The organism is Caballeronia sp. HLA56 (assembly GCF_054655155.1).
On record NZ_BAAHOB010000004.1, the window covers coordinates 460,491 to 482,114 of the forward strand.

Genomic DNA, 21,624 nt, shown 5'->3' on the forward strand with positions numbered 1-21,624 from the left:
GAAGCTTGCTCAAAGAGTATCGAGAAAGGCGTCGAGTTCGTCGAGCGCCTGATCGCCGGGACCGGCGGTGCGCGCATCGTCGATCGCCTGCGCGAGCGCGGCCAGCGACGTGGCCTCGAAAAGCGCAGTTAGCGGCAGACTCGCTTTGAGTTCCAGTCCGATGCGCGCATTGAGTCGCACGGCCATCAGCGAGTTGCCGCCCAGCTCGAAGAAGTTGTCGTTCCGGCCGATGCGTTCGATGCCCAGCAGCGTCGACCAGATTTGCATGAGTTGTGTTTCGACGGTGCCTTGTGGGGCTTCCCATTCGTGGTCTTCGTCCTGCACCGACGGCACCGGCAGCGCCTTGCGATCCACCTTGCCGTTCGCGTTCAGCGGCATCACATCCAGCACCACGATGCGCCACGGCACCATGTAATCCGGTACGCCCTGCGCGAGGCTCGTCTTCAATCGCTGCGCGTCCAGCGATGGCTCGCCCGTCACGTAGGCGATCAGCCTTGCGTCGCGGGCGATCACGGTTGCCTCACGCACGCCTTCGATCTGCGCCAGCCTCGATTCGATCTCGCCCAACTCGATCCGGAAGCCGCGAATCTTGACTTGATGATCGAGACGTCCCAGATAGTCGAGCACGCCGTCGCTGCGCCAGCGCACCAGATCGCCCGTGCGGTACAGGCGTGCGCCTGTCTCGCTTGCAAAGGGGTCTGCCACGAAGCGCTCTGCGGTTAATCCCGGACAGTTGAGATATCCGCGTGCCAGATTGGCTCCGCCCAGATACAACTCACCCGCTACGCCACGCGGCACTGGTTGCATGCGCTCATCAAGCACCCACGTCTGTGTGGCTGCAATCGGTGCGCCGATCGGCACCGGCCGGCGCTCTTCGCGGCATTGCCACGCGGTCACGTCAATCGCCGCTTCGGTCGGGCCGTACAGGTTGTGCAGTTCGACATTCGGCAGACGCGCGAAGACCTTGCGCTGCAATTCTTCAGGCAGCGCTTCGCCACTACAGATGATTCGGCGCAACGTGTCTGCGCACGACAGCGCGTGTTCACTTTCGATGAACGCCTGCAACATCGACGGGACGAAGTGAATCGTGCTTACCTCCTGCTGCACGATGGTCTGGGCCAGTTGCAGTGGATCGCGATGCGCACCGGGTGCGGCGACCGCAAGACGGGCTCCGACCATCAATGGCCAGAAGAATTCCCATACCGATACGTCGAAGCTGAACGGCGTCTTTTGCAGTACCGTTTCGCCGCGTTCGAGCGGATAGGCCTGCTGCATCCATTGCAGTCGATTCGATAGCGCAGCGTGCGTGTTGCCGACGCCTTTCGGACGGCCCGTCGAGCCTGAGGTGAAGATGACGTAGGCTAGATTGTTCCCTTGGATGGCTACGTCAGGATTGCGTGCATCTTCGCCTGATACATCGATATCCCGTAGCACCAGCGTCATGCCGCTATCGGTCTGGATTTCAGCAAGCCGCTCGTGCGGCAACGACGGATCCAGCGGCACATAGGCGCCCCCCGCCTTCATGATCGCCAGCAGCGCTACAACCAGTTCCACCGAACGCTCTGCCGCTACGCCTACTTTCGACTCTAATCCGATGCCGCGTTCGATCAGTTCATATGCCAGACCATTCGCTTTCGCATTGAGTTCGGCATAGCTCAGACGGATATCGCCGAAGGTCAGCGCAATGTCGTCCGGTGCGAGTTCAGCGTGACGCTCGAAGCCGCGTATCACCGGCTCAAGGTTCTTGAAGCGCGTGTCGTTGCGGCTCCAGCCTTCGATCTCTGCGCGCTCTTCTGCGCTCAGTAGCGGCACTTCGATGATCAACGCCGTGGCTTCGACAAGCGCCTTGAGCATCGCCTCGTAATGCTGCGCCATGCGCGCGATCGTTCCTGCCTCGAACAACTCGCGTGCATAGCTCAGCTCAAGCGATATCGTCCCGTCACTTTCCTCGCGCGTGTCCAGCAGCAGTTCAAACTGCGCCATCTCGGCCGGCAAGGCATACGGCTCGATTTCCAGTGACGGCAAATCCTTCAGCACCCGCCAGTCTCGGCGCTGATGATTGAACATCACCTGGAACAGTGGCGTGTGGCTCAGGCTGCGCTCCGGACGCAGTGCGTCGATCAGTGCATCGAAGGGCAAATCCTGATGCGCCTGCGCACCGAGTGTCGCTTCGCGTACCTGTGCGAGTAACATCGCCGTGTCCGTCGAGGCGTCAACACGGCTTTGCATTACCTGCGTGTTCACGAAGAAGCCGATCAGTCCTTCGACTTCCACCCGATGACGGTTCGCCACTGGTACGCCCGTACGTACCGTCTGCTGCCCCGTATAGCGATACAGCAGCGCGTGGAACGCGGCCAGCAGCACCATGAAAGGCGTACTGCCGCTTTGGCGGGCTCGCTCGCGCACCGCATCGGCCAATGCAGGCGGCAGGCTCACATGATGACGCCCAGCGTGATACGTCGCGTGTGCGGGGCGGGGGGCATCGGTGGGCAAGGCCAGCACCGGGTGTTCATCGCCCAGTGTCGCTTGCCAGTAGGCCAGTTGACGTTCGCGTTCGCCTGCGTCGAGCCAGTCGCGTTGCCACGCGGCGTAGTCCGCGTATTGGACGGGCAACGCCGCACGCTCAATTGCGCTTCCTGAAACGCCCGCGCGATAGTGCGCCACCAGTTCATCGAGCAACACCTGCACGGACCAACCGTCCGACACAATGTGATGCATCGACAGCACCAGCAAGTGTTCTTCCGCACTCGCGCTGAACAAGGCCACACGCAGCAACGGGCCGTGTTGCAGATCGAACGGCTCTGCAGCTAAAGCACGCGCGGTGGCATCGAATTCACTCGCATCGAGCGATGCCTCGCGCCAGTCCAGCGCGACCTCTGCATCAATGACTTGCTCGACGCGACCGTTCACATCGGCCACGAAACGCGTGCGCAGGCTCTCATGTCGCGCCACGATCGATTCGAAACTCGCACGCAGCGCTGCGTGATTCACCGCGCCACGCAAACGCAGGCCGCCCGAGACGTGATACGCGCTGCTCTCCGGCGACAACTGCCACAGGAACCACAAGCGCTGCTGTGCATACGATGCCTCGGTCCGCGCCCGAACAACGTCTGGCAAACAACGCATAGTCTCATCGCTCGTCTTCACGGGCGCGACCGCCGCCGCCAGTTCCGCAAGCGTATGCCGCCCGAAGAGTTGTTTCGGCGCGATCTTCAACCCTGCCTTCCGCGCCTTCGCGACGACCTTGAGTCCGAGAATCGAATCGCCACCGGATGCGAAGAAGTGCCAGTCACGTCGCATCGTGGACGCATCGACACGCAGCACCTCGGCCCAAATCTCAGCGAGCTTTCGCTCGGTCTCGCCACGCGGCGCATGCCCAGAATCTGCCTCCACCGAAGGCGCCTGCTTGATTTCAGCGAAGCGCGCGAGGATAGCGCCTCGATCGATCTTGCCGTTCGCATTGAGCGGCAAGTGTTCGATGACGATCGTCTCCGAAGGCACCATGTACTCAGGCAATGCCGCCAACGCCTGCACATTCAACGCCTCTACCGACACGTCCCCCGCCACGCATGCGCCAAGCCGTGCAATGCCGTTTGTCTCATAAGCCAACACGACCGCTGCACGAACCCCCGGTACATCACACAGCACGCGTTCGACTTCACCCGGTTCGACGCGGTAGCCGCGAATCTTGACCTGATCGTCAGCGCGTCCGAGATAGTCGAGCGTGCCATCGTGACCGACGCGGACGCGATCCCCTGATCGATACACGCGCGCACCCGGCACGAACGGATTGGGTACGAAGCGCTCGGCGCTGCGTCCCGGCTGCGCATGATAGCCGCGCGCAACGCCCGCACCGCCCAGATACAGCTCACCCGTTGCCCCGCGCTGCACGGGCTCCATCCGCTCGTCGAGCACATAAAGTCGCGCATGCGGAAGCGCATTCCCCAACGGCAACGCACGCGTCATATCGTGATCGCCCGACATCGCATGCATGGCGATACCGACCGTGGCTTCCGTCGGCCCGTAGTGATTGAAGATGCCACACGATGGCGCGAGTGCTGCAATCTGCCCGAGCAAAGCCGCTGAGGTGGCTTCGCCGCCGACAATCAACGCACGCGCCGGCAACACCTTGCGCGCATCGCTCGCAGAAAGCAGCGCCGCCAGATGATTCGGCACGATCTTCAATACATCGACGCGATGCCGTGACATGTAATGCGCGAACGAATCTGGATTGAATGCGTCTTCCGGTGATACCAGATGAAGCATGCCCGCTGAACACAACGCACCGAAAAGCGCGGTATGCCCCAGATCGGCTGCGGGCGTGGAGACCATCGCGAAGGCTGCACCGTCGCCCACGTCGATGGTTTGAAGCATGCTCCGCACGTAGTTTCCGAGCGACGCATGCGTGACGGTCACGCCCTTGGGCTTACCCGTCGAACCGGAGGTGTAGATAAGGTAGGCGGCCTGATCGGCGTGGACGATGCCCGGCAGCGTAAAGCTCGTGGCCTCGTTATCGAACGCCAATGGAAGCACGGTCTTTGCACGCGCGGCAATCTCGTCAGGACAAACGGCTGCGTATAGCACGATGTCCGCGCCGCAATCCGCTATCTGCGCTGCGTTACGTGTAACCGGCAGCTGCGGATCGAGCGGCACCCACGTGGCGCCGGCCTTGAAGCAGGCCAGCATGCCGAGCACCATTTCCACACTGCGCGGCGCGAGCACAGCCACGCGCGCTTCAGGCACGCATCCTAGATCGAGCAAGCGCGACGCCAGTGCATCCGATGCCGCGTCGAGCTCCGCATAACTCAGCGAGCGGTTCACATCCTGAACCGCCATACGCTGCGGATGCTGCATCACACTACGCTTCCACAGCGTCGACACATCTGGCTCGACGGCCGATTCGCGGACCGGCATCGCGCTATCCGGCGCAGCAACCAGCGCTTCGACCATGCGCGGCAAAAGCGCTTCGATTCTGCGTGCCAAAGCGTTATCGCACACCGCATCGTCGTAAGCCAGCATGCATTCGATACCGGTCGGACGATCGAAGAAATCGAGCGCAAGATCGAAATGCGCGACTTCGCCATGCACGACATCGAAGCGTGTTGCCAGCGGCGCGAACGCATCCAGCGCGAAGGGACGTTGTTCGGTGAGTTTGACCTGAAACAACGCATCGTCGGCGCGTACACGGTTGGGTAGCAGCGCAGCGACGAGCCTGTCATAGGGCACATTGCGATGTTCCTGCGCCGACAGCACCGCATCCTTCGCTGCCGCGACGAGCGCGCGTGGCGTGCTCTTTTCCGCGATCACGAGTTGCAATACCTGCATGCCGATGAAATAGCCGATGACCGCCTGCGCTTCTTCATGCCGACGCGTCGACATGGGCGCACCGATACGGATATCCCGCTTGCCGCTGATGGCCTGCAAAGTCGCGCCGAATGCGGCGAGCATCGTCATGAAGAGTGATGCGTTTTGCGTGTCACCGAAGGCGCGGAGTTGCGACGAAAGCTTAGCGTTCAAACTGAAGACATGCGTGCGCTGAACGCCATTGCGTGCCGTTGCCGAAGCCTCACGTCGCTCGAACAGACGAGCCACGCGCGACGCATCTCCATCCGCACAAAGCCGGTTGCGCCAGTAGTCGATGTCGCGCTCGATTGCTTCTTCATCGACTGAGCTGTGTTCCCACGCGGCAAAATCCGCGAACTGAAACGACGGCGCATCCGCGAGCGGTGTAGCTTCGATTTCCGCACGATACGCCCGTGCAAGCGATTCGAGCAGCACGTTCACCGACCATCCATCTGCGATGATGTGATGCACCGCCAGCACCAGTCGATGAGCTTTCTCACTAGCGCGAATCAAATGACCGCGCAACAGCGGGCCATGCTCCAGATCGAATGGCGCATGAGCGATACGCGACTCGATATCCGTCAAAACATCCGAGCATTCGAGCGCGATCGTCGAGCCGCCGTCGACGATCTGCACGAGTTCACCGTCATCGTCCAGTTCGAAGCGGGCGCGCAGAATATCGTGTTGTGCAACGAGCGTCGCGAAGGCGCGCTGCAATGCGTCGATATGCAAGGGACCATCGATCGACAGAACGCCGCTCATGTTGTACGCGCTGCTCTGCGGATCGTGCGCCCAGGTCATCCACAGCGCACGCTGAGCATGCGATGCACGCGTCATGCGCCGCGCTTCCGGCGAAAGCGCTACGAGCGGCGTGCGCCGAAGCTCACTCCCTTGCGCAAGACGCTTTGCGATGAGCGCGGCAGCCGCACCCAGCGACGGCGCTTCGAACACATCGCGCGCATCGTATTCGATGGACCAACGCGTACCGACGGCGGACGCTACCCGCGCCGCCGCCAGCGAGTTTCCGCCGAGGCGGAAGAAGCTGTCATCGCGGCGAGCCGGCATCGATTCCAACGCCTGATTCCAGATCTGCGCGAGTTCCGCTTCAATATCCGTCAGCGCATCCGGCACCGACGCCACCGCATCCTGATCGATACGCGCGCCATTCGAAAACCACGCATATGCTTTCAGCGAGCGATTCGCCCAGCGTCGCGCACACGCGACGCGCTGCACCTTCCCGCTCGACGTTTTCGGCAATGCGCCCGGCTCAAGCAGCACGATCGCCGGAGCAGGCTCGCCAACCGTCAACGCAACGGCCTCGCTGATACTTGCGGCAAGCGCTTCAGCAGGCACCAGCTTGCGCACGCTGCGCGAAATTTCAGCGGCCACGCCGATGCATTCCGCGCCATCGATCTGCACCGCGAACGCGGCCACGCGACCGCGTCGCACCAGATCAACTTCGCGTTCGATGACGAGTTCCAGGTCCTGCGGATAGAGATTGCGTCCGCGCACGATCAGCAGATCTTTCACGCGTCCGGCCACATACAGGCCACCGTCGTGAAGGAAACCCAGATCGCCGGTTCGCAGCCATCGTTCACCATCACGCTCGACGAAGGTCTCCGCGCTCGCCTCCGCGCGTCGCCAGTAACCGGCGGTCACGCTCGGCCCACACACCAGAATCTCTCCGACCACGCCATCGGTTACACGTGCGCCACTCGCCCGATCGACGATCATGATCGTATGACCCGCCGGCACGATGCCGCACGAGACGAGCGTAACGCCTTCGTCCTGCGTCGCTTGCGCGAGTCCTTTTTCAAGGGCTTTTGCATCGAGCAAGGCACGCGTGACACCCGCGCCGCGCCGCACGCCCGTCACCAGCAGCGTCGCTTCCGCCAGTCCGTAGCAGGGAAACAGCGCATTTGCATCGAACCCGCACGACGTGAAGCGTTCGACGAAGGCGTCGAGCGTGGCATGTCGCACGGGTTCCGATCCCGAGAATGCGACGCGCCACGTCGAGAGATCGAGCGATGCCATCTGCTCGTCGCTGACTCTGTCCGCACACAGACGGTACGAAAAATCCGGGCCACCCGAGATGGTGCCGCGATGACGCGCAATCGCATCGAGCCAGCGCACCGGCCGTTCGAGAAAGAATTGCGGTGACATCAGCACCAGCGGAATGCCGCTGAAGACCGGCTGAGACATCGAGCCGATCAGGCCCATGTCGTGATAGAGCGGCAACCAGCTCACGAATACATCGTCGTCACTCACGCCGAGGCGTTCCTGTATCGCGATTTCGTTGGCCCAGTACGCACCGTGCGTGACCACGACGCCCTTCGGCGTGGAGGTCGAACCCGAGGTGTATTGGAGAAACGCGAGGTCCAATGCTTCCACGTGCGATGCGGTGAAGTCGTCATCGGATTCATGTGCTGCGAGCGCATCCACTTCGATCAGCTTCGCATGCGGCGCAATCGATGCGAACGCATCGCGGTATCGTTGCGCCAGCGCGCGCGTGGTCAGGATGAAACGCGCATCGGCATCGGCAGCGATGGCCTGAAGACGGGCGAGATGCTGCGCACGCACGGTCTCGGGCGGGTAAGCGGGAACCGCGACAGTCTGCGCATGCAGACACGCGAAGAACGCCGCGACATAGTCCGCGCCGCTGTCCATGAGAAGCAACGCACGTTCGCCCCGCGCCTCATGATCTCGCAAAAAAGCCGCGATACGCATGATGTAAGCGCCGAGTTGTGCGTAGGTCAGCGGTGTGTCGCCGTTCGCATCGACGACGATCAGCGCGGTATCGTCAGCGCGCGTGTTCATCAGTTCGCGCAAGCGCCCGATCATGTTGTCAGCCATGTGCCTGTCCTTTTTTCCCATCCTTACCGCTCAATGCTTTGAGTCGTGCCGCGAGATCGCGCAACAGTGCTTCGTGACGCACGATCCCGACGTGATCCGTGTCGATCGTGCCGGCATGCGTGGTTTCGTTCGTGCTGCAAGCGCGCCAGAGCGCCGTCTTTCGATCGAGTGTCGCGTCATCGAGCCGCGTGCCGTCGAGTTCGCGTTCGGACCACCAGACGGTCAGCGGCGCGTGGAGCGAGCGTGTCCGCCAGCCCTGCGTCAAGGCCTGCAGTTGCTCGATGGCGATCAGCGCATGACCGACCACATCGGCGTCGTTTGCGCCCTCGCCGAGTTCGGCTTGCCATTGCTTGTGCGCGTCGCTCGCTTCATCCCAGAAGCGCGCGACCTCTTCCGCCGATGCGGTTCGCCGACGCGCCAACACCTCGCGCGCGCGCTGCGCATCGAGCGCGATCTCGCTCTGCATGCCCGCATCGATCAGGGCAACGAAGTCCACTGTTTCACCCGCCGCTTCCAGTTGCGCGGCGATTTCGACCGCCAGCAGACCGCCCAGCGACCAGCCGATGAAACGATAGGGACCATGCGGCTGCACGCTTCGCACGCGTGCGGCATAGTCGCGTGCGAGCGCATCGAGATCGCCGGCCCACCAGTGCGCGTCGTCGTAGAGCGGCGATTGCAGTCCGTGAATACTCGCGATGCCGTCGAGACTGCGCGCCAGCGTGCGGTATTCGGCCACTAGTCCGTAGGCCGGATGAATCGCGAACGCGGTGACGGGTGCGCCTGCGGTGTTCATCGGCACGACGCTCGCGGATACCGCATCGCCCTGTGCGTCGAGATGCGCGGCGAGATCCGCAAGACGCGGCCGGGCGAACAGCGTGTCGATGCCGAGCGGCGGCAATCCGGCTTCGCGTGCGAGACGAGCGACTTGCAGCGTGCGCAGCGAGTCACCGCCGAGCGCAAAGAAATCGTCATCGGCCGATACGTGCGCGATGCCGAGCACCTTCTGCCAGATCGTCGCGAGCGCGAGTTCGGTGGCCGTGCCTGGCTCGATATCCGATGCCGCGTCGCGATCGGATGAGGGCAACGGCAAGGCCTTCAGATCGAGCTTGCCGTTCGGTGAAAGCGGCAAGGCGTCGAGCACGACGATCCGTTGCGGCACCATGTAGATCGGGAGCTTCGCCGCAAGCGTCGTGCGAACCATGCGCGTGTCGATGCGCTCGTCGGCGTTCACCGGCACGATGTAACCGATCAGCATGGGCTCGCCGCCGACCTCTCTCACTGCCGCAGCACAATCGCGCACGAGCGCCTGTGCGCGCAGCGCGGATTCGATCTCGCCCAGCTCGATACGAAAGCCGCGAATCTTCACCTGATGATCGATACGACCCACGTATTCGAGTTCGCCCCTGGCATTGCGGCGCGCGAGATCGCCGGTGAGATACAGGCGCGCGCCGCGACCATCGGCATCGAACGGATCGGGGATGAAGCGGTCGGCGGTCAGTGACGGCCGGTTCAGATAACCGCGCGCCAGCATCGCGCCGCCTATCGCGACTTCGCCAATCACACCGATGGGCGCGAGCGTCAGTTCGGGCGTCAGTACATGCATCGCGCGGCTGGCGAGCGGTGTGCCGATCGGCACCTGCGCGGGCAAGGCGTCGATGTCCTGCGCCGCGCTGCAATCGAAGGTGGATGCGGTGACGGCCGCCTCCGTCGGACCATAGGTGTTGAGCAGCTTCACGTTCGCCAGTGCAGGCGTGTTACGCCATTGCCTGAGCGCGGCCAGCGACATGGCCTCGCCGCCCGCATGGACGCGACGCAATGCGCCGAGGTCGTTCACGCCGCGCGTCTGGAGGTCCTGCGTGAGCAACTGCCAGTAGGCGGTCGTCAGATCGGCCACCGTGATGCGGTCGCGCAGCACGTGTCGAATGAAGGTCTCGCTGTCCCAGAGTTGCGGCCCACGCAATACCACCGATGCGCCGACGCACAGCGCCGGAAACAGTTGTTCGACGAAACCATCGAAATTGAAGGTCGCGAACTGCAGCACGCGGTCTGCGTTCGTCAAGCCGAAGAAGCCGATCGACACATCGACGTGCTGCGCGAACGCGCCATGCGCGATGCCGACACCCTTCGGTTTGCCGGTCGAGCCTGACGTGTAGATCACATAGGCGAGATGCTGTGCATGCGGGACGATGAGCGTGTCGTCGTGACGCGATGCCGATGCCTCGATCGCTTCGAGCGTCGCCGTTTTCAGCGAAGCGGGTAAAGGCAGACGCGCGCGCAATACGCTTTGCGTAAGCAGCATCTCGATGCTGCTGTCTTCGATCATGTAGGCAAGACGCTCGGCCGGATAGGCGGGGTCCAGCGGCACGTAGGCCGCGCCCGCCTTCAGCACGCCCAGCAGCGCAACGATCATGCCGATGGAACGCTCGACCGCGACGCCGATTCTGTCGTCGGGCCTCACGCCTTGCGCGATCAGCCAATGCGCCACGCCATTCGCGCGTGCGTTGAGTTCGCCGTAACTGAGCGTCTGCTCGTCGAGCATGAGCGCGATGTCGTTCGGGCGCGCGGCAGCGTGCGCTTCGAAGCGTCGGTGCACGAAGCCGGTCTCGGGCGCCAGTAGTGCGCCCTGGGTCCAATTCGCGAGCGAGGCGCGCTGGGTTGCATCGAGCAGATCGAAACTGCGGCGCGAAGGTTGTTCGGCAATCTGTTCGAGTACGGCGACATAGCTGTCGATGATGCGATCGATGGTGGCTTCGTCGAAAATATCGGTCGCGTAATTGAGGCCGATGTGAAGGTTTGCGCCCTGTGCATCGGCGGAAATCTGCATTGACAAATCGAATTGCGCGGTGCCGGTTCCGCCTTCCAGCGCCTGAGCTTCGATGTCCGGCATGGACAGCGTGGTGCCGGCCTCGCTGTAATCGAACATCACCTGAAACAGCGGCGTGTGACTCATGCTGCGTTGCGGTTGCAGACGCTCGACCAGCCGGGCGAACGGCAAGGTCGCGTGATCGTGCGCGCCGAGCACGCGTTCACGGACCTGCGCGAGACGCGCATCGAACGCAGTGCCCGGTGCGGTGTCGACTCGAATGACCACGGTGTTGACGAAGAAACCGATCAGCGCTTGCGTTTCCAGACGATCGCGTCCGGCGACCGGCACGCCGATGCGCACATCGCGCTGGCCACTGTAGCCTTGCAAGACGGCGCCGAACGCTGCGAGCATCGTCATGAAGCGCGTAGCGTTGCGGGCGTGCGAGAGCGATTCGAGCCTGCCCGCAAGCGTTGCGTCGATCGCGCGATGAACCCATGCGCCTGTGCTGTCGGCTGCGCCACGCCGTACACGATCGACGGGCAATTCGAGCACCGGATGTTCTTTGCCGAGCGTGGCTTGCCAGTACGCGTATTGCGCTTCCAGCGTCGCATCGCTCGTGTGCTCGCGTTGCCATGCGGCGTAGTCGCCGTATTGAATCGGCAGTGCTTCGGGTGGCGTCACCTCATGACCTAACGCCGCTGCATACGCGTTAGAGAACTCGCGTAGCAAGATGCCCTGCGACCACGCATCCGACACGATGTGCGGCATCGCGAAGTGCAACACCGCTTCCTGTTCGTTCACAGCGAGCAGCGCCACCTTCAGCATCGGACCCTGACGCAGATCGAGCGGGGCGTGAGACAGCGCGTGCAGTTGCGTTTCGCCTTCGTACGCGGCTTCGTGCCAGCCGTAGCGCGGTTGCTCATCCACCACTTGCCACGTCTGCGCATCCTCTTCCACGAAGCGCGTGCGCAGGCTTTCATGACGGGTCACCAGCGTATCGAGCGCCGTGCGCACCGCGGCCTTGTTCAGCTTGCCCTTGAGTCGCACCGCTCCCGCAATCGTGTATGCCGCACTCTGCGGCTCCAGATTCCACAGGAACCACAAACGCTCCTGGGCGTGCGTCAGCGGAATGCGACTGTCTTTTGCCCGAGCACGAATCCGCTCGACCGTCTGACGTTCACTCGCTTCCAACTCCGCCGCCAGACTCTCCAGCACGGGATGCATGAACAAGGTCGCCAGCGATACCTCCCGCCCCATCTCCTGACGAATGCGCGAGGCCACCTGCATCAGCAGCAGCGAATGTCCGCCCGCTTCGAAGAAGTTCTCCGTCACGCCGATATCGGCTCGATTCAGCACGCTTTGCCAGATCGACAGCAACTCGGCTTCGAGCGGTGTGCGGGCTGATACGTGTTCCTGATGTGAGGGCGCTTCGGGTGCCGGGAGCGCCGCGCGATCCACCTTGCCGTTGGGCATCAGCGGCAAGGCATCGAGTGCGACAAACGAGGACGGCACCATGTACGACGGCAGCCGTGCTTCCAGCGTGCGGCGCAGCAGGCGTACGTCGTCCTGTCCGACCACGTAGCCGACCAGTTGACGTGATTCGCCTTCGCCTGTGAGCGCCACGATCGCCGCGCTCACGCCTTCGATCTGGCGCAGCGCTGCTTCGATCTCACCCAGTTCGATGCGGAAGCCTCGCAGCTTCACTTGCTGATCCAGTCGCCCCAGAAAGTCGATGCCACCATCCGCGCGGCGACGGCACAGGTCTCCGCTTCGGTACATCCGTGCGCCCGGCGTGCGCGGGTCCGGCACGAAGCGCTCCGCCGTGATATCCGCTCGGCCCAGATAGCCGCGTGCCAGCGTCAGCCCGCCGATGCACAACTCGCCGAGTCCTCCAACCGGTGCTTCGTTGCCGAAGCGGTCCAGCACTTGCACGCAGCGCGATGCATACGGCTCGCCGATCGAGACGATGCTCTGCCGGGTGTCCGCCTCATTCGTCTGCCGATACAGGCAGGCGACTGTCGTTTCGGTGGGACCGTAGAGATTGTCAAGGCGGATGTGCGCAAGGGGTCCACGTCGCCATTGCGCGAGGGCATCGCCCGGCAAGCCCTCTCCGCCGACGGTGATCTGGCGCAGTGCGGCCAGTTCATGTGCGGGCGGTGGTGTGCGTAGCCACTGCTGCCAGTACGCGGTCGGAATGCGCGAGAAGGTCACGCGCGCATCGCGCAGATGGCGACTCGTCGTGTCGATATCCCAGAGTTGCGGGCCACGCATTTCCACTTGTCCGCCTTGCATCAAGGCAGGCAGCATTTCGTGCAATGCGACGTCGAAGTTGATGGTCGACGACTGAAGCTGCGTATCGTCCGATGTGATGCCGTAGCACCCGATGAAGTCGTCCAGATGCCGTGACAGCGAGACGTGGCTCACCGCGACACCTTTGGGCTTGCCTGTGGAACCTGACGTGTAGATCACGTAGGCGAGTTGTTCGGGGTGGATCGATACATCGGGTGCCGTGTCCGCAAGCATCCCTACGCCGTTCACATCGATCACATCGATGCCTTCGAACAAGGCTCCGCATTGCCCGAGCGTGTCGGCGTCCGCAATCACGCATTGCACGCGGGCATCGTCCAGCATAGTTTGCAGGCGTTCGGCGGGATAAGCCGGATCGAGCGGCACGAAAGCGCCGCCCGAACGCAGCACGCCCACCAATGCAGCGATTAACGCAGGCGAGCGCGTCAAGCACAGGCCAACACGCGTTTCCGCCTGCACGCCGCGCGCAATCAACGCATGCGCAATCCGCGCCGACCATGCCTGCAACTCGGCATAGCTCAGGCGCACGCCTTCGCAATGCACCGCATTGCCGATGCGTTGTTCGGCCACGCGTGCGCCAACGGGCGCGAATGCGTGTTCAGCAAGCGCAGGAGCAGACGCCGCTGCATCGAGCGTCAACGCGCCGAGGTGCACATGACCATCGACCGCAATCTGGCTCAGCAGCGACACGTAATGATCGAGCATGCGCGCAATGGTCGCTTCATCGAACACATCACGCGCATAAGTGAACGACACCTCCAGTCCGTCCCCACGCTCACGCGCATTCAACACCAGATCGAAGCGGGCCGTACCCGTACCCGATTCCATCGGCGACACACGCAACCCCGGCATCGCGAACGCTTCACGCCCGAGCGCCGGTTCGAAATTGAACATGACGTTGAACAGCGGCGTCTGCGCCAGGCTGCGGCCCGGACTCAAGGCATCGACCACGCGCGAGAACGGCACCGCCTGATGCGCCTGCGCTTCGAGTACGCGCTCGCGGACGTGCGCCATCAGCTCGTCCACGTTACGCAGCGTGGCCAGCTCGCTGCGGATCACCAGCGTATTGACGAAGAAGCCGATCAGCGCCTGCGTGTCGCCATGTTCGCGCCCCGCCACCGGCACGCCGATACGAACGTCATCGCTGCCGCTGTAGCGCGCGAGCAGCACGTCGAAGACCGCGAGCAATACGACGAACGGCGTGGTTCGATGACGTTGAGCCACGGCCGTCACCGCTCGCTGCACGGACGCTTCAAGCGCGATGCTCACACGCGCACCATCCTGACTGCGCGTGCCCTGCGGCGAGCGATCGAACGGCAGGGCGAGCAAGGGTTCGTCCCCGGCCAGTCGCATGCGCCAGTACGCCAGATCGTCGTCGAGGCGCGCGGATGCGTGCGGGTCACGCTGCCAGCGTGCATAGTCCGCGTACTGAATCGGCAAGGCGGGCAGCGCCGCACTCCGGCCACCTCGTGCGTTGGAATACTCACGTGCGAACTCGTCGATCATGATCTGCACGGACCATGCATCCGACACGATGTGATGCACGACGAATTGCAGCACATGCTCGTTGGTCGCCAGTCGCAGCAGCGTCACGCGCAACAACGGACCGCGTTCGAGCGAGAACGGCGCACGCGCGATGGCACGAAGCGCGGCATCAAGACGTTCCTCGCGAACAGCCTCAGGAACGTCCGCGAAATCGAGCACCGACCATGCCGGCTCCGCAATCAGCGATGCAATCTGCACCGGGCCCTCGTCGCCCTCGACGAAGGTCGTGCGCATGCTCTCGTGCCGCGTGACGAGTGCCGTGATCGCCGCGCGCACGGCATCGCGATCCAGCGCGCCTTCCATCCGCACCGCGCCCGACAGGTTATAGGCGGCGCTTTCTGGATCGAGGCGCGAGAAGAAATACAAACGCTCCTGCTCGAACGAAAGCGGCGCAGGCGCGCGACGGTCCTCATGCACGGCGATGCTTCGCGGACCGCGCGTACTGTCGCGCACCCCGTCGACCACGGATGCAAGCGCCGAAAGAACCGGATGCGCAAATACGGCCTGCACAGGCAGATCGATATCGAACGCGGTCCTGATGGCGGCGATCATGCGCAACGCGCGCAAGGATTCGCCGCCGAGCAGGAAGAAGTCGTCGTTCGCGCTCACGGCATCGACGCCGAGCACGCTCTGCCAGATATTCGCGATCGCGAGTTCCGCGGCGGTACGCGGGGCATCCTTTATCGCATCATCGGTCTCATGCCGAGGCACGGGCAAGGCATTGCGATCGAGCTTGTCGTTATGCGTGCGCGGCAACGCATCGAGCGGGATGAACCGCTGCGGCACCATGTAGGGCGGCAGATGACGCGCGAGTTCCGCCTGCCATCCGGCGGTCTCGGCGTCGATGCCGCCCACAGTGACGAGATACGCAACGAGCATCGGCTGGCCGGCGACCTCCTTGACCGCAGCGGCGGCATCGCGCACGCCTTCCAGACGGCGCAACGACGCTTCGATCTCACCCAGTTCGATGCGAAAACCGCGCAGCTTCACCTGATGATCGGCACGCCCCACGTACGCCAGGCGTCCGCCTTCGATGCGGCACAGATCACCGGTTCGATAGAGCCGCGCGCCGTGCGTGAATGGATCGGGCACGAAGCGTTCGGCCGTGAGCGCGGCACGGCCGAGATAGCCGCGTGCGAGGTTTGTGCCACCGATGCACAGTTCGCCGATGCCGCCCTTCGGCACGCTGGCGCCATCGGCGTCGATCAGATGAAAGGTCGTGCCTTCGATCGGCTCGCCGAGCGTGGCGCGTGACTCATTCAATTGTGCGATGCTCGACCAGATGGTCGTCTCGGTCGGACCGTACATGTTCCACAGTTCGACGCCGCGTGCCTGCAGGCGCGACGCGAGTTCTGCGGGCAAGGCTTCGCCACCGCACAAGGCCTTGAATGTCGCGCGTGCGCCGGACGTGCCCTGCCAGCCGCCTTCGAGCAATACGTTCCAGCCCATCGGGGTGGCCTGCATCATGGTCGCGCCCGAGCGTGCGAGCAGTGCCGCGAGACGCTCGCCATCGGTGACGTCTTCGCGCCGCGCAAGCTCGATACGCGCGCCGCTCACGAGCGGCAGATAGAGTTCGAGCGCGGCGATGTCGAACGACAGCGTGGTCACGCTCAGCATCACATCGTCAGCGTCGATGCCGGGGCGCACGCGCATGCTGGCAAGGAAGCGCGCCAATGCATCGTGCGAGATGCCGACACCTTTGGGCTTGCCCGTCGAGCCCGATGTGTAGATCACATACGCCAGTTGCGAGGCGTGAATGTTAGCGAAAACACCTGCGTCGTGCGAGGGCGCATCCGTCGTCTGTGCGAGACGGATCACGCGGGCGACGACGCCATCGAACGATCGCGCCGTCGTGTCGTCTGCGATCAAGCATGCCACGCCGGCATCGTCGAGCATGTAGGCGATGCGTTCGGCAGGCAGCGCCGGATCGATCGGCACATAGGCGGCACCCGAACGCATGACGCCGATCAGCGCCGCGACCATGCCCGCCGAACGCGCCGTGCAGATGCCCACGCGCGCCTCGCGTCGTACGCCGCTGGCGTGCAGATGCGCTGCGATGCGGTTCGCCCATGCATCGAGTTTGGCGTATGTGGTCGATTCGTCGCCGCAGCGCACGGCGATGGCATCGGGCGTGCTCGCGGCCTGCATCGCGATGAGTGCGGGTGTCGGCGTGAACGTGTAGTCAATCAACGGACGCGCGTTCGCTTGCGCATCCGCCGTGCGGTCCAGTTCGATCTGCGTCGCGCGAATGCCCGCATCGCGGACGATGTGTTCTAGCACGGTCACGTAATCATCGAGCAGACGATGAATGGTCGATGCATCGAAAATATCGGTCGCGTAGTTCAGGCCGAGCGTGAGCGCATGGTCGCCGGTCACTTCCATCGACAGATCGAACTGCGCGCTGTTCGTCGTGCTCGAAAGCGGCGTGATCTGCACGCCCGGCAGATTCAGTTCGGCGGCGGTCTGTTCGCTGTAGTTGAACAACACCTGAAACAGCGGCGTATGACTCGTGGTGCGTTGCGGTTGCAGACGCTCGACGAGCCTCGCGAAAGGTACGCTGGCGTTGGACTGGGCATCGAGTACATGCTGGCGTACCTCGGCAAGCAAGGCCTCGAAGGGCTGCGTGCCGCGTGCCTCCATGCGGATGACGAGCGTGTTCACGAAAAAGCCGATCAGCGGCTCGGTTTCAAGACGGTCCCGTCCCGCTTCGGGCACGCCGATGCGGATATCGCGCTGGCCGCTGCATCGGCCGAGCAGGAGACCGAAGGCGGCGAGCATCGTCATGAAACGCGTGACGCCCTGCGTTTGCGAGAGTGTATCGAGCGCTTGAGAGAGCGTCGGATCGAGGCAGCGTTCGAGTGTAGCGCCGGCGCTGGTGCGTGGGCCACGCCGTACACGATCGACGGGCAATTCGAGCACCGGATGTTCTTTGCCGAGCGTGGCTTGCCAGTACGCGTATTGCGCTTCCAGCGTCGCATCGCTCGTGTGCTCGCGTTGCCATGCGGCGTAGTCGCCGTATTGAATCGGCAGTGCTTCGGGTGGCGTCACCTCATGACCTAACGCCGCTGCATACGCGTTAGAGAACTCGCGTAGCAAGATGCCCTGCGACCACGCATCCGACACGATGTGCGGCATCGCGAAGTGCAACACCGCTTCCTGTTCGTTCACAGCGAGCAGCGCCACCTTCAGCATCGGACCCTGACGCAGATCGAGCGGGGCGTGAGACAGCGCGTGCAGTTGCGTTTCGCCTTCGTACGCGGCTTCGTGCCAGCCGTAGCGCGGTTGCTCATCCACCACTTGCCACGTCTGCGCATCCTCTTCCACGAAGCGCGTGCGCAGGCTTTCATGACGGGTCACCAGCGTATCGAGCGCCGTGCGCACCGCGGCCTTGTTCAGCTTGCCCTTGAGTCGCACCGCTCCCGCAATCGTGTATGCCGCACTCTGCGGCTCCAGATTCCACAGGAACCACAAACGCTCCTGGGCGTGCGTCAGCGGAATGCGACTGTCTTTTGCCCGAGCACGAATCCGCTCGACCGTCTGACGTTCACTCGCTTCCAACTCCGCCGCCAGACTCTCCAGCACGGGATGCATGAACAAGGTCGCCAGCGATACCTCCCGCCCCATCTCCTGACGAATGCGCGAGGCCACCTGCATCAGCAGCAGCGAATGTCCGCCCGCTTCGAAGAAGTTCTCCGTCACGCCGATATCGGCTCGATTCAGCACGCTTTGCCAGATCGACAGCAACTCGGCTTCGAGCGGTGTGCGGGCTGATACGTGTTCCTGATGTGAGGGCGCTTCGGGTGCCGGGAGCGCCGCGCGATCCACCTTGCCGTTGGGCATCAGCGGCAAGGCATCGAGTGCGACAAACGAGGACGGCACCATGTACGACGGCAGCCGTGCTTCCAGCGTGCGGCGCAGCAGGCGTACGTCGTCCTGTCCGACCACGTAGCCGACCAGTTGACGTGATTCGCCTTCGCCTGTGAGCGCCACGATCGCCGCGCTCACGCCTTCGATCTGGCGCAGCGCTGCTTCGATCTCACCCAGTTCGATGCGGAAGCCTCGCAGCTTCACTTGCTGATCCAGTCGCCCCAGAAAGTCGATGCCACCATCCGCGCGGCGACGGCACAGGTCTCCGCTTCGGTACATCCGTGCGCCCGGCGTGCGCGGGTCCGGCACGAAGCGCTCCGCCGTGATATCCGCTCGGCCCAGATAGCCGCGTGCCAGCGTCAGCCCGCCGATGCACAACTCGCCGAGTCCTCCAACCGGTGCTTCGTTGCCGAAGCGGTCCAGCACTTGCACGCAGCGCGATGCATACGGCTCGCCGATCGAGACGATGCTCTGCCGGGTGTCCGCCTCATTCGTCTGCCGATACAGGCAGGCGACTGTCGTTTCGGTGGGACCGTAGAGATTGTCAAGGCGGATGTGCGCAAGGGGTCCACGTCGCCATTGCGCGAGGGCATCGCCCGGCAAGCCCTCTCCGCCGACGGTGATCTGGCGCAGTGCGGCCAGTTCATGTGCGGGCGGTGGTGTGCGTAGCCACTGCTGCCAGTACGCGGTCGGAATGCGCGAGAAGGTCACGCGCGCATCGCGCAGATGGCGACTCGTCGTGTCGATATCCCAGAGTTGCGGGCCACGCATTTCCACTTGTCCGCCTTGCATCAAGGCAGGCAGCATTTCGTGCAATGCGACGTCGAAGTTGATGGTCGACGACTGAAGCTGCGTATCGTCCGATGTGATGCCGTAGCACCCGATGAAGTCGTCCAGATGCCGTGACAGCGAGACGTGGCTCACCGCGACACCTTTGGGCTTGCCTGTGGAACCTGACGTGTAGATCACGTAGGCGAGTTGTTCGGGGTGGATCGATACATCGGGTGCCGTGTCCGCAAGCATCCCTACGCCGTTCACATCGATCACATCGATGCCTTCGAACAAGGCTCCGCATTGCCCGAGCGTGTCGGCGTCCGCAATCACGCATTGCACGCGGGCATCGTCCAGCATAGTTTGCAGGCGTTCGGCGGGATAAGCCGGATCGAGCGGCACGAAAGCGCCGCCCGAACGCAGCACGCCCACCAATGCAGCGATTAACGCAGGCGAGCGCGTCAAGCACAGGCCAACACGCGTTTCCGCCTGCACGCCGCGCGCAATCAACGCATGCGCAATCCGCGCCGACCATGCCTGCAACTCGGCATAGCTCAGGCGCACGCCTTCGCAATGCACCGCATTGCCGATGCGTTGTTCGGCCACGCGTGCGCCAACGGGCGCGAATGCGTGTTCAGCAAGCGCAGGAGCAGACGCCGCTGCATCGAGCGTCAACGCGCCGAGGTGCACATGACCATCGACCGCAATCTGGCTCAGCAGCGACACGTAATGATCGAGCATGCGCGCAATGGTCGCTTCATCGAACACATCACGCGCATAAGTGAACGACACCTCCAGTCCGTCCCCACGCTCACGCGCATTCAACACCAGATCGAAGCGGGCAGTCTGCATCTCCGAAGAAATATCCGCGACCGTCAGACCCGGTAGTTCGATCGGCCCGCCCTGCGCACCGAGGTAGTTGAACATGGTCTGAAACAGCGGCGTATGTCCGAAACTGCGCTGCGGCTGCAACTCCTGCACCAGCCGCGAAAACGGCACGTCCTGATGTGCATAGGCGGCAAGCGTGCGCGCGCGCATCTGCGTGAGCAGTTGCATGAACGTCGATGCCTCGTCCATCCGCGCGCGCAACACCAGCGTATTGACGAAGAAGCCGATCACCCGCTCGGTCTCGTCGCGGTCGCGTCCAGAGACCGGCACGCCGACGCGAATATCGTCCTGCCCGCCATAGCGCGAGAGCAAGACCTGATAGGCCGACAGCAACGTCGTGAACAAGGTCGCATCGGCAGACTGCGAAACGCGACGCAACGCGGCCGCCGTGCGCGCATCGACGGTACGCGCAACGCTCGCCCCCGCCGAATGACGCATGCCGGTACGCACGCGATCGAAGGGCAGTTCGAGCACCGGTTGCTCACCGCCCAATTCGCCACGCCAGTACGCCAGTTGACCGGCCAGCGATTCGTCGTCGAGCCATTCGCGCTGCCAGGCCGCAAAATCGCCGTACTGGATCGGTTCGTCACCGGGTCCGTGCGTGGACGGCGCAACGCCCAGTTCGGCCCGATACGCAGAAACGAATTCATCGACGAACACACTCATTGACAAGCCGTCCGACACGATGTGATGGATCGCGATATGCAGCACATGATCGTCCGGCGCGCTTTGCAGCAAGGTCACGCGCAGCAGCGGTCCGTGTTCGAGATCGAAGGCTTCGTTGCTGAGCGCATCGAGCGCGGCCTGCATGTCATCCGGACACACACGCTCGCGCCACGCATAGTTCGCCGATCCCGTCACCTGCATCGGCACGCCATCGCGTTCGATGAAATGCTTGCGCAGGCTTTCGTGCCGTGCGACCAGACGATCGAGCGCCGCGCGCACCGCGCGCTGGTCCAGCGTGCCCTGCAAGCGCACCGCGCCGGTGATGTTGTACGCCGCGCTCGCCGGATCGAGCTTCCATAGAAACCACATGCGCTCCTGCGCATGCGAGAGCGGAAACATTGCACCCCGGTTCGGAAACGGCACGATAGGCAGACGCGATGCCTGCATGCCGCGCGCGCGCAACTGATGACGGAACTGCCTGCGCTTCTCGGCAGGCAACTGCACGTATGCCTTCGATACGGCGAGCAAATCGGGGACGGCTGCGTGTGTCGTGTCGCTCATGTCTCTATGTTCTGTCC

General features: G+C 63.4%; 2 protein-coding genes. Both read right to left on the reverse strand.

Annotated elements, in window-relative coordinates; genetic code table 11:
* Positions 1-9: 9 nt before the first annotated feature.
* Complete coding sequence (locus tag ACYQ47_RS18170; RefSeq protein ID WP_459906305.1) at positions 10-8,196, reverse strand: amino acid adenylation domain-containing protein; 8,187 nt, start codon at positions 8,194-8,196, stop codon at positions 10-12.
* A complete protein-coding gene (locus tag ACYQ47_RS18175; protein ID WP_459906306.1) occupies positions 8,189-21,607 on the reverse strand; it encodes an amino acid adenylation domain-containing protein in 13,419 nt (4,472 codons plus the stop codon). Before ACYQ47_RS18175 ends, ACYQ47_RS18170 begins: the two co-directional genes overlap by 8 nt.
* Positions 21,608-21,624: the final 17 nt, after the last annotated feature.

What these genes read in the sequence shown, in the direction of transcription:
- ACYQ47_RS18170 (WP_459906305.1), bottom strand. Translation starts at nt 8,196, where the DNA reads ATGGCTGACAACATGATCGGGCGCTTGCGCGAACTGATGAACACGCGC.
- ACYQ47_RS18175 (WP_459906306.1), bottom strand. Translation starts at nt 21,607, where the DNA reads ATGAGCGACACGACACACGCAGCCGTCCCCGATTTGCTCGCCGTATCG.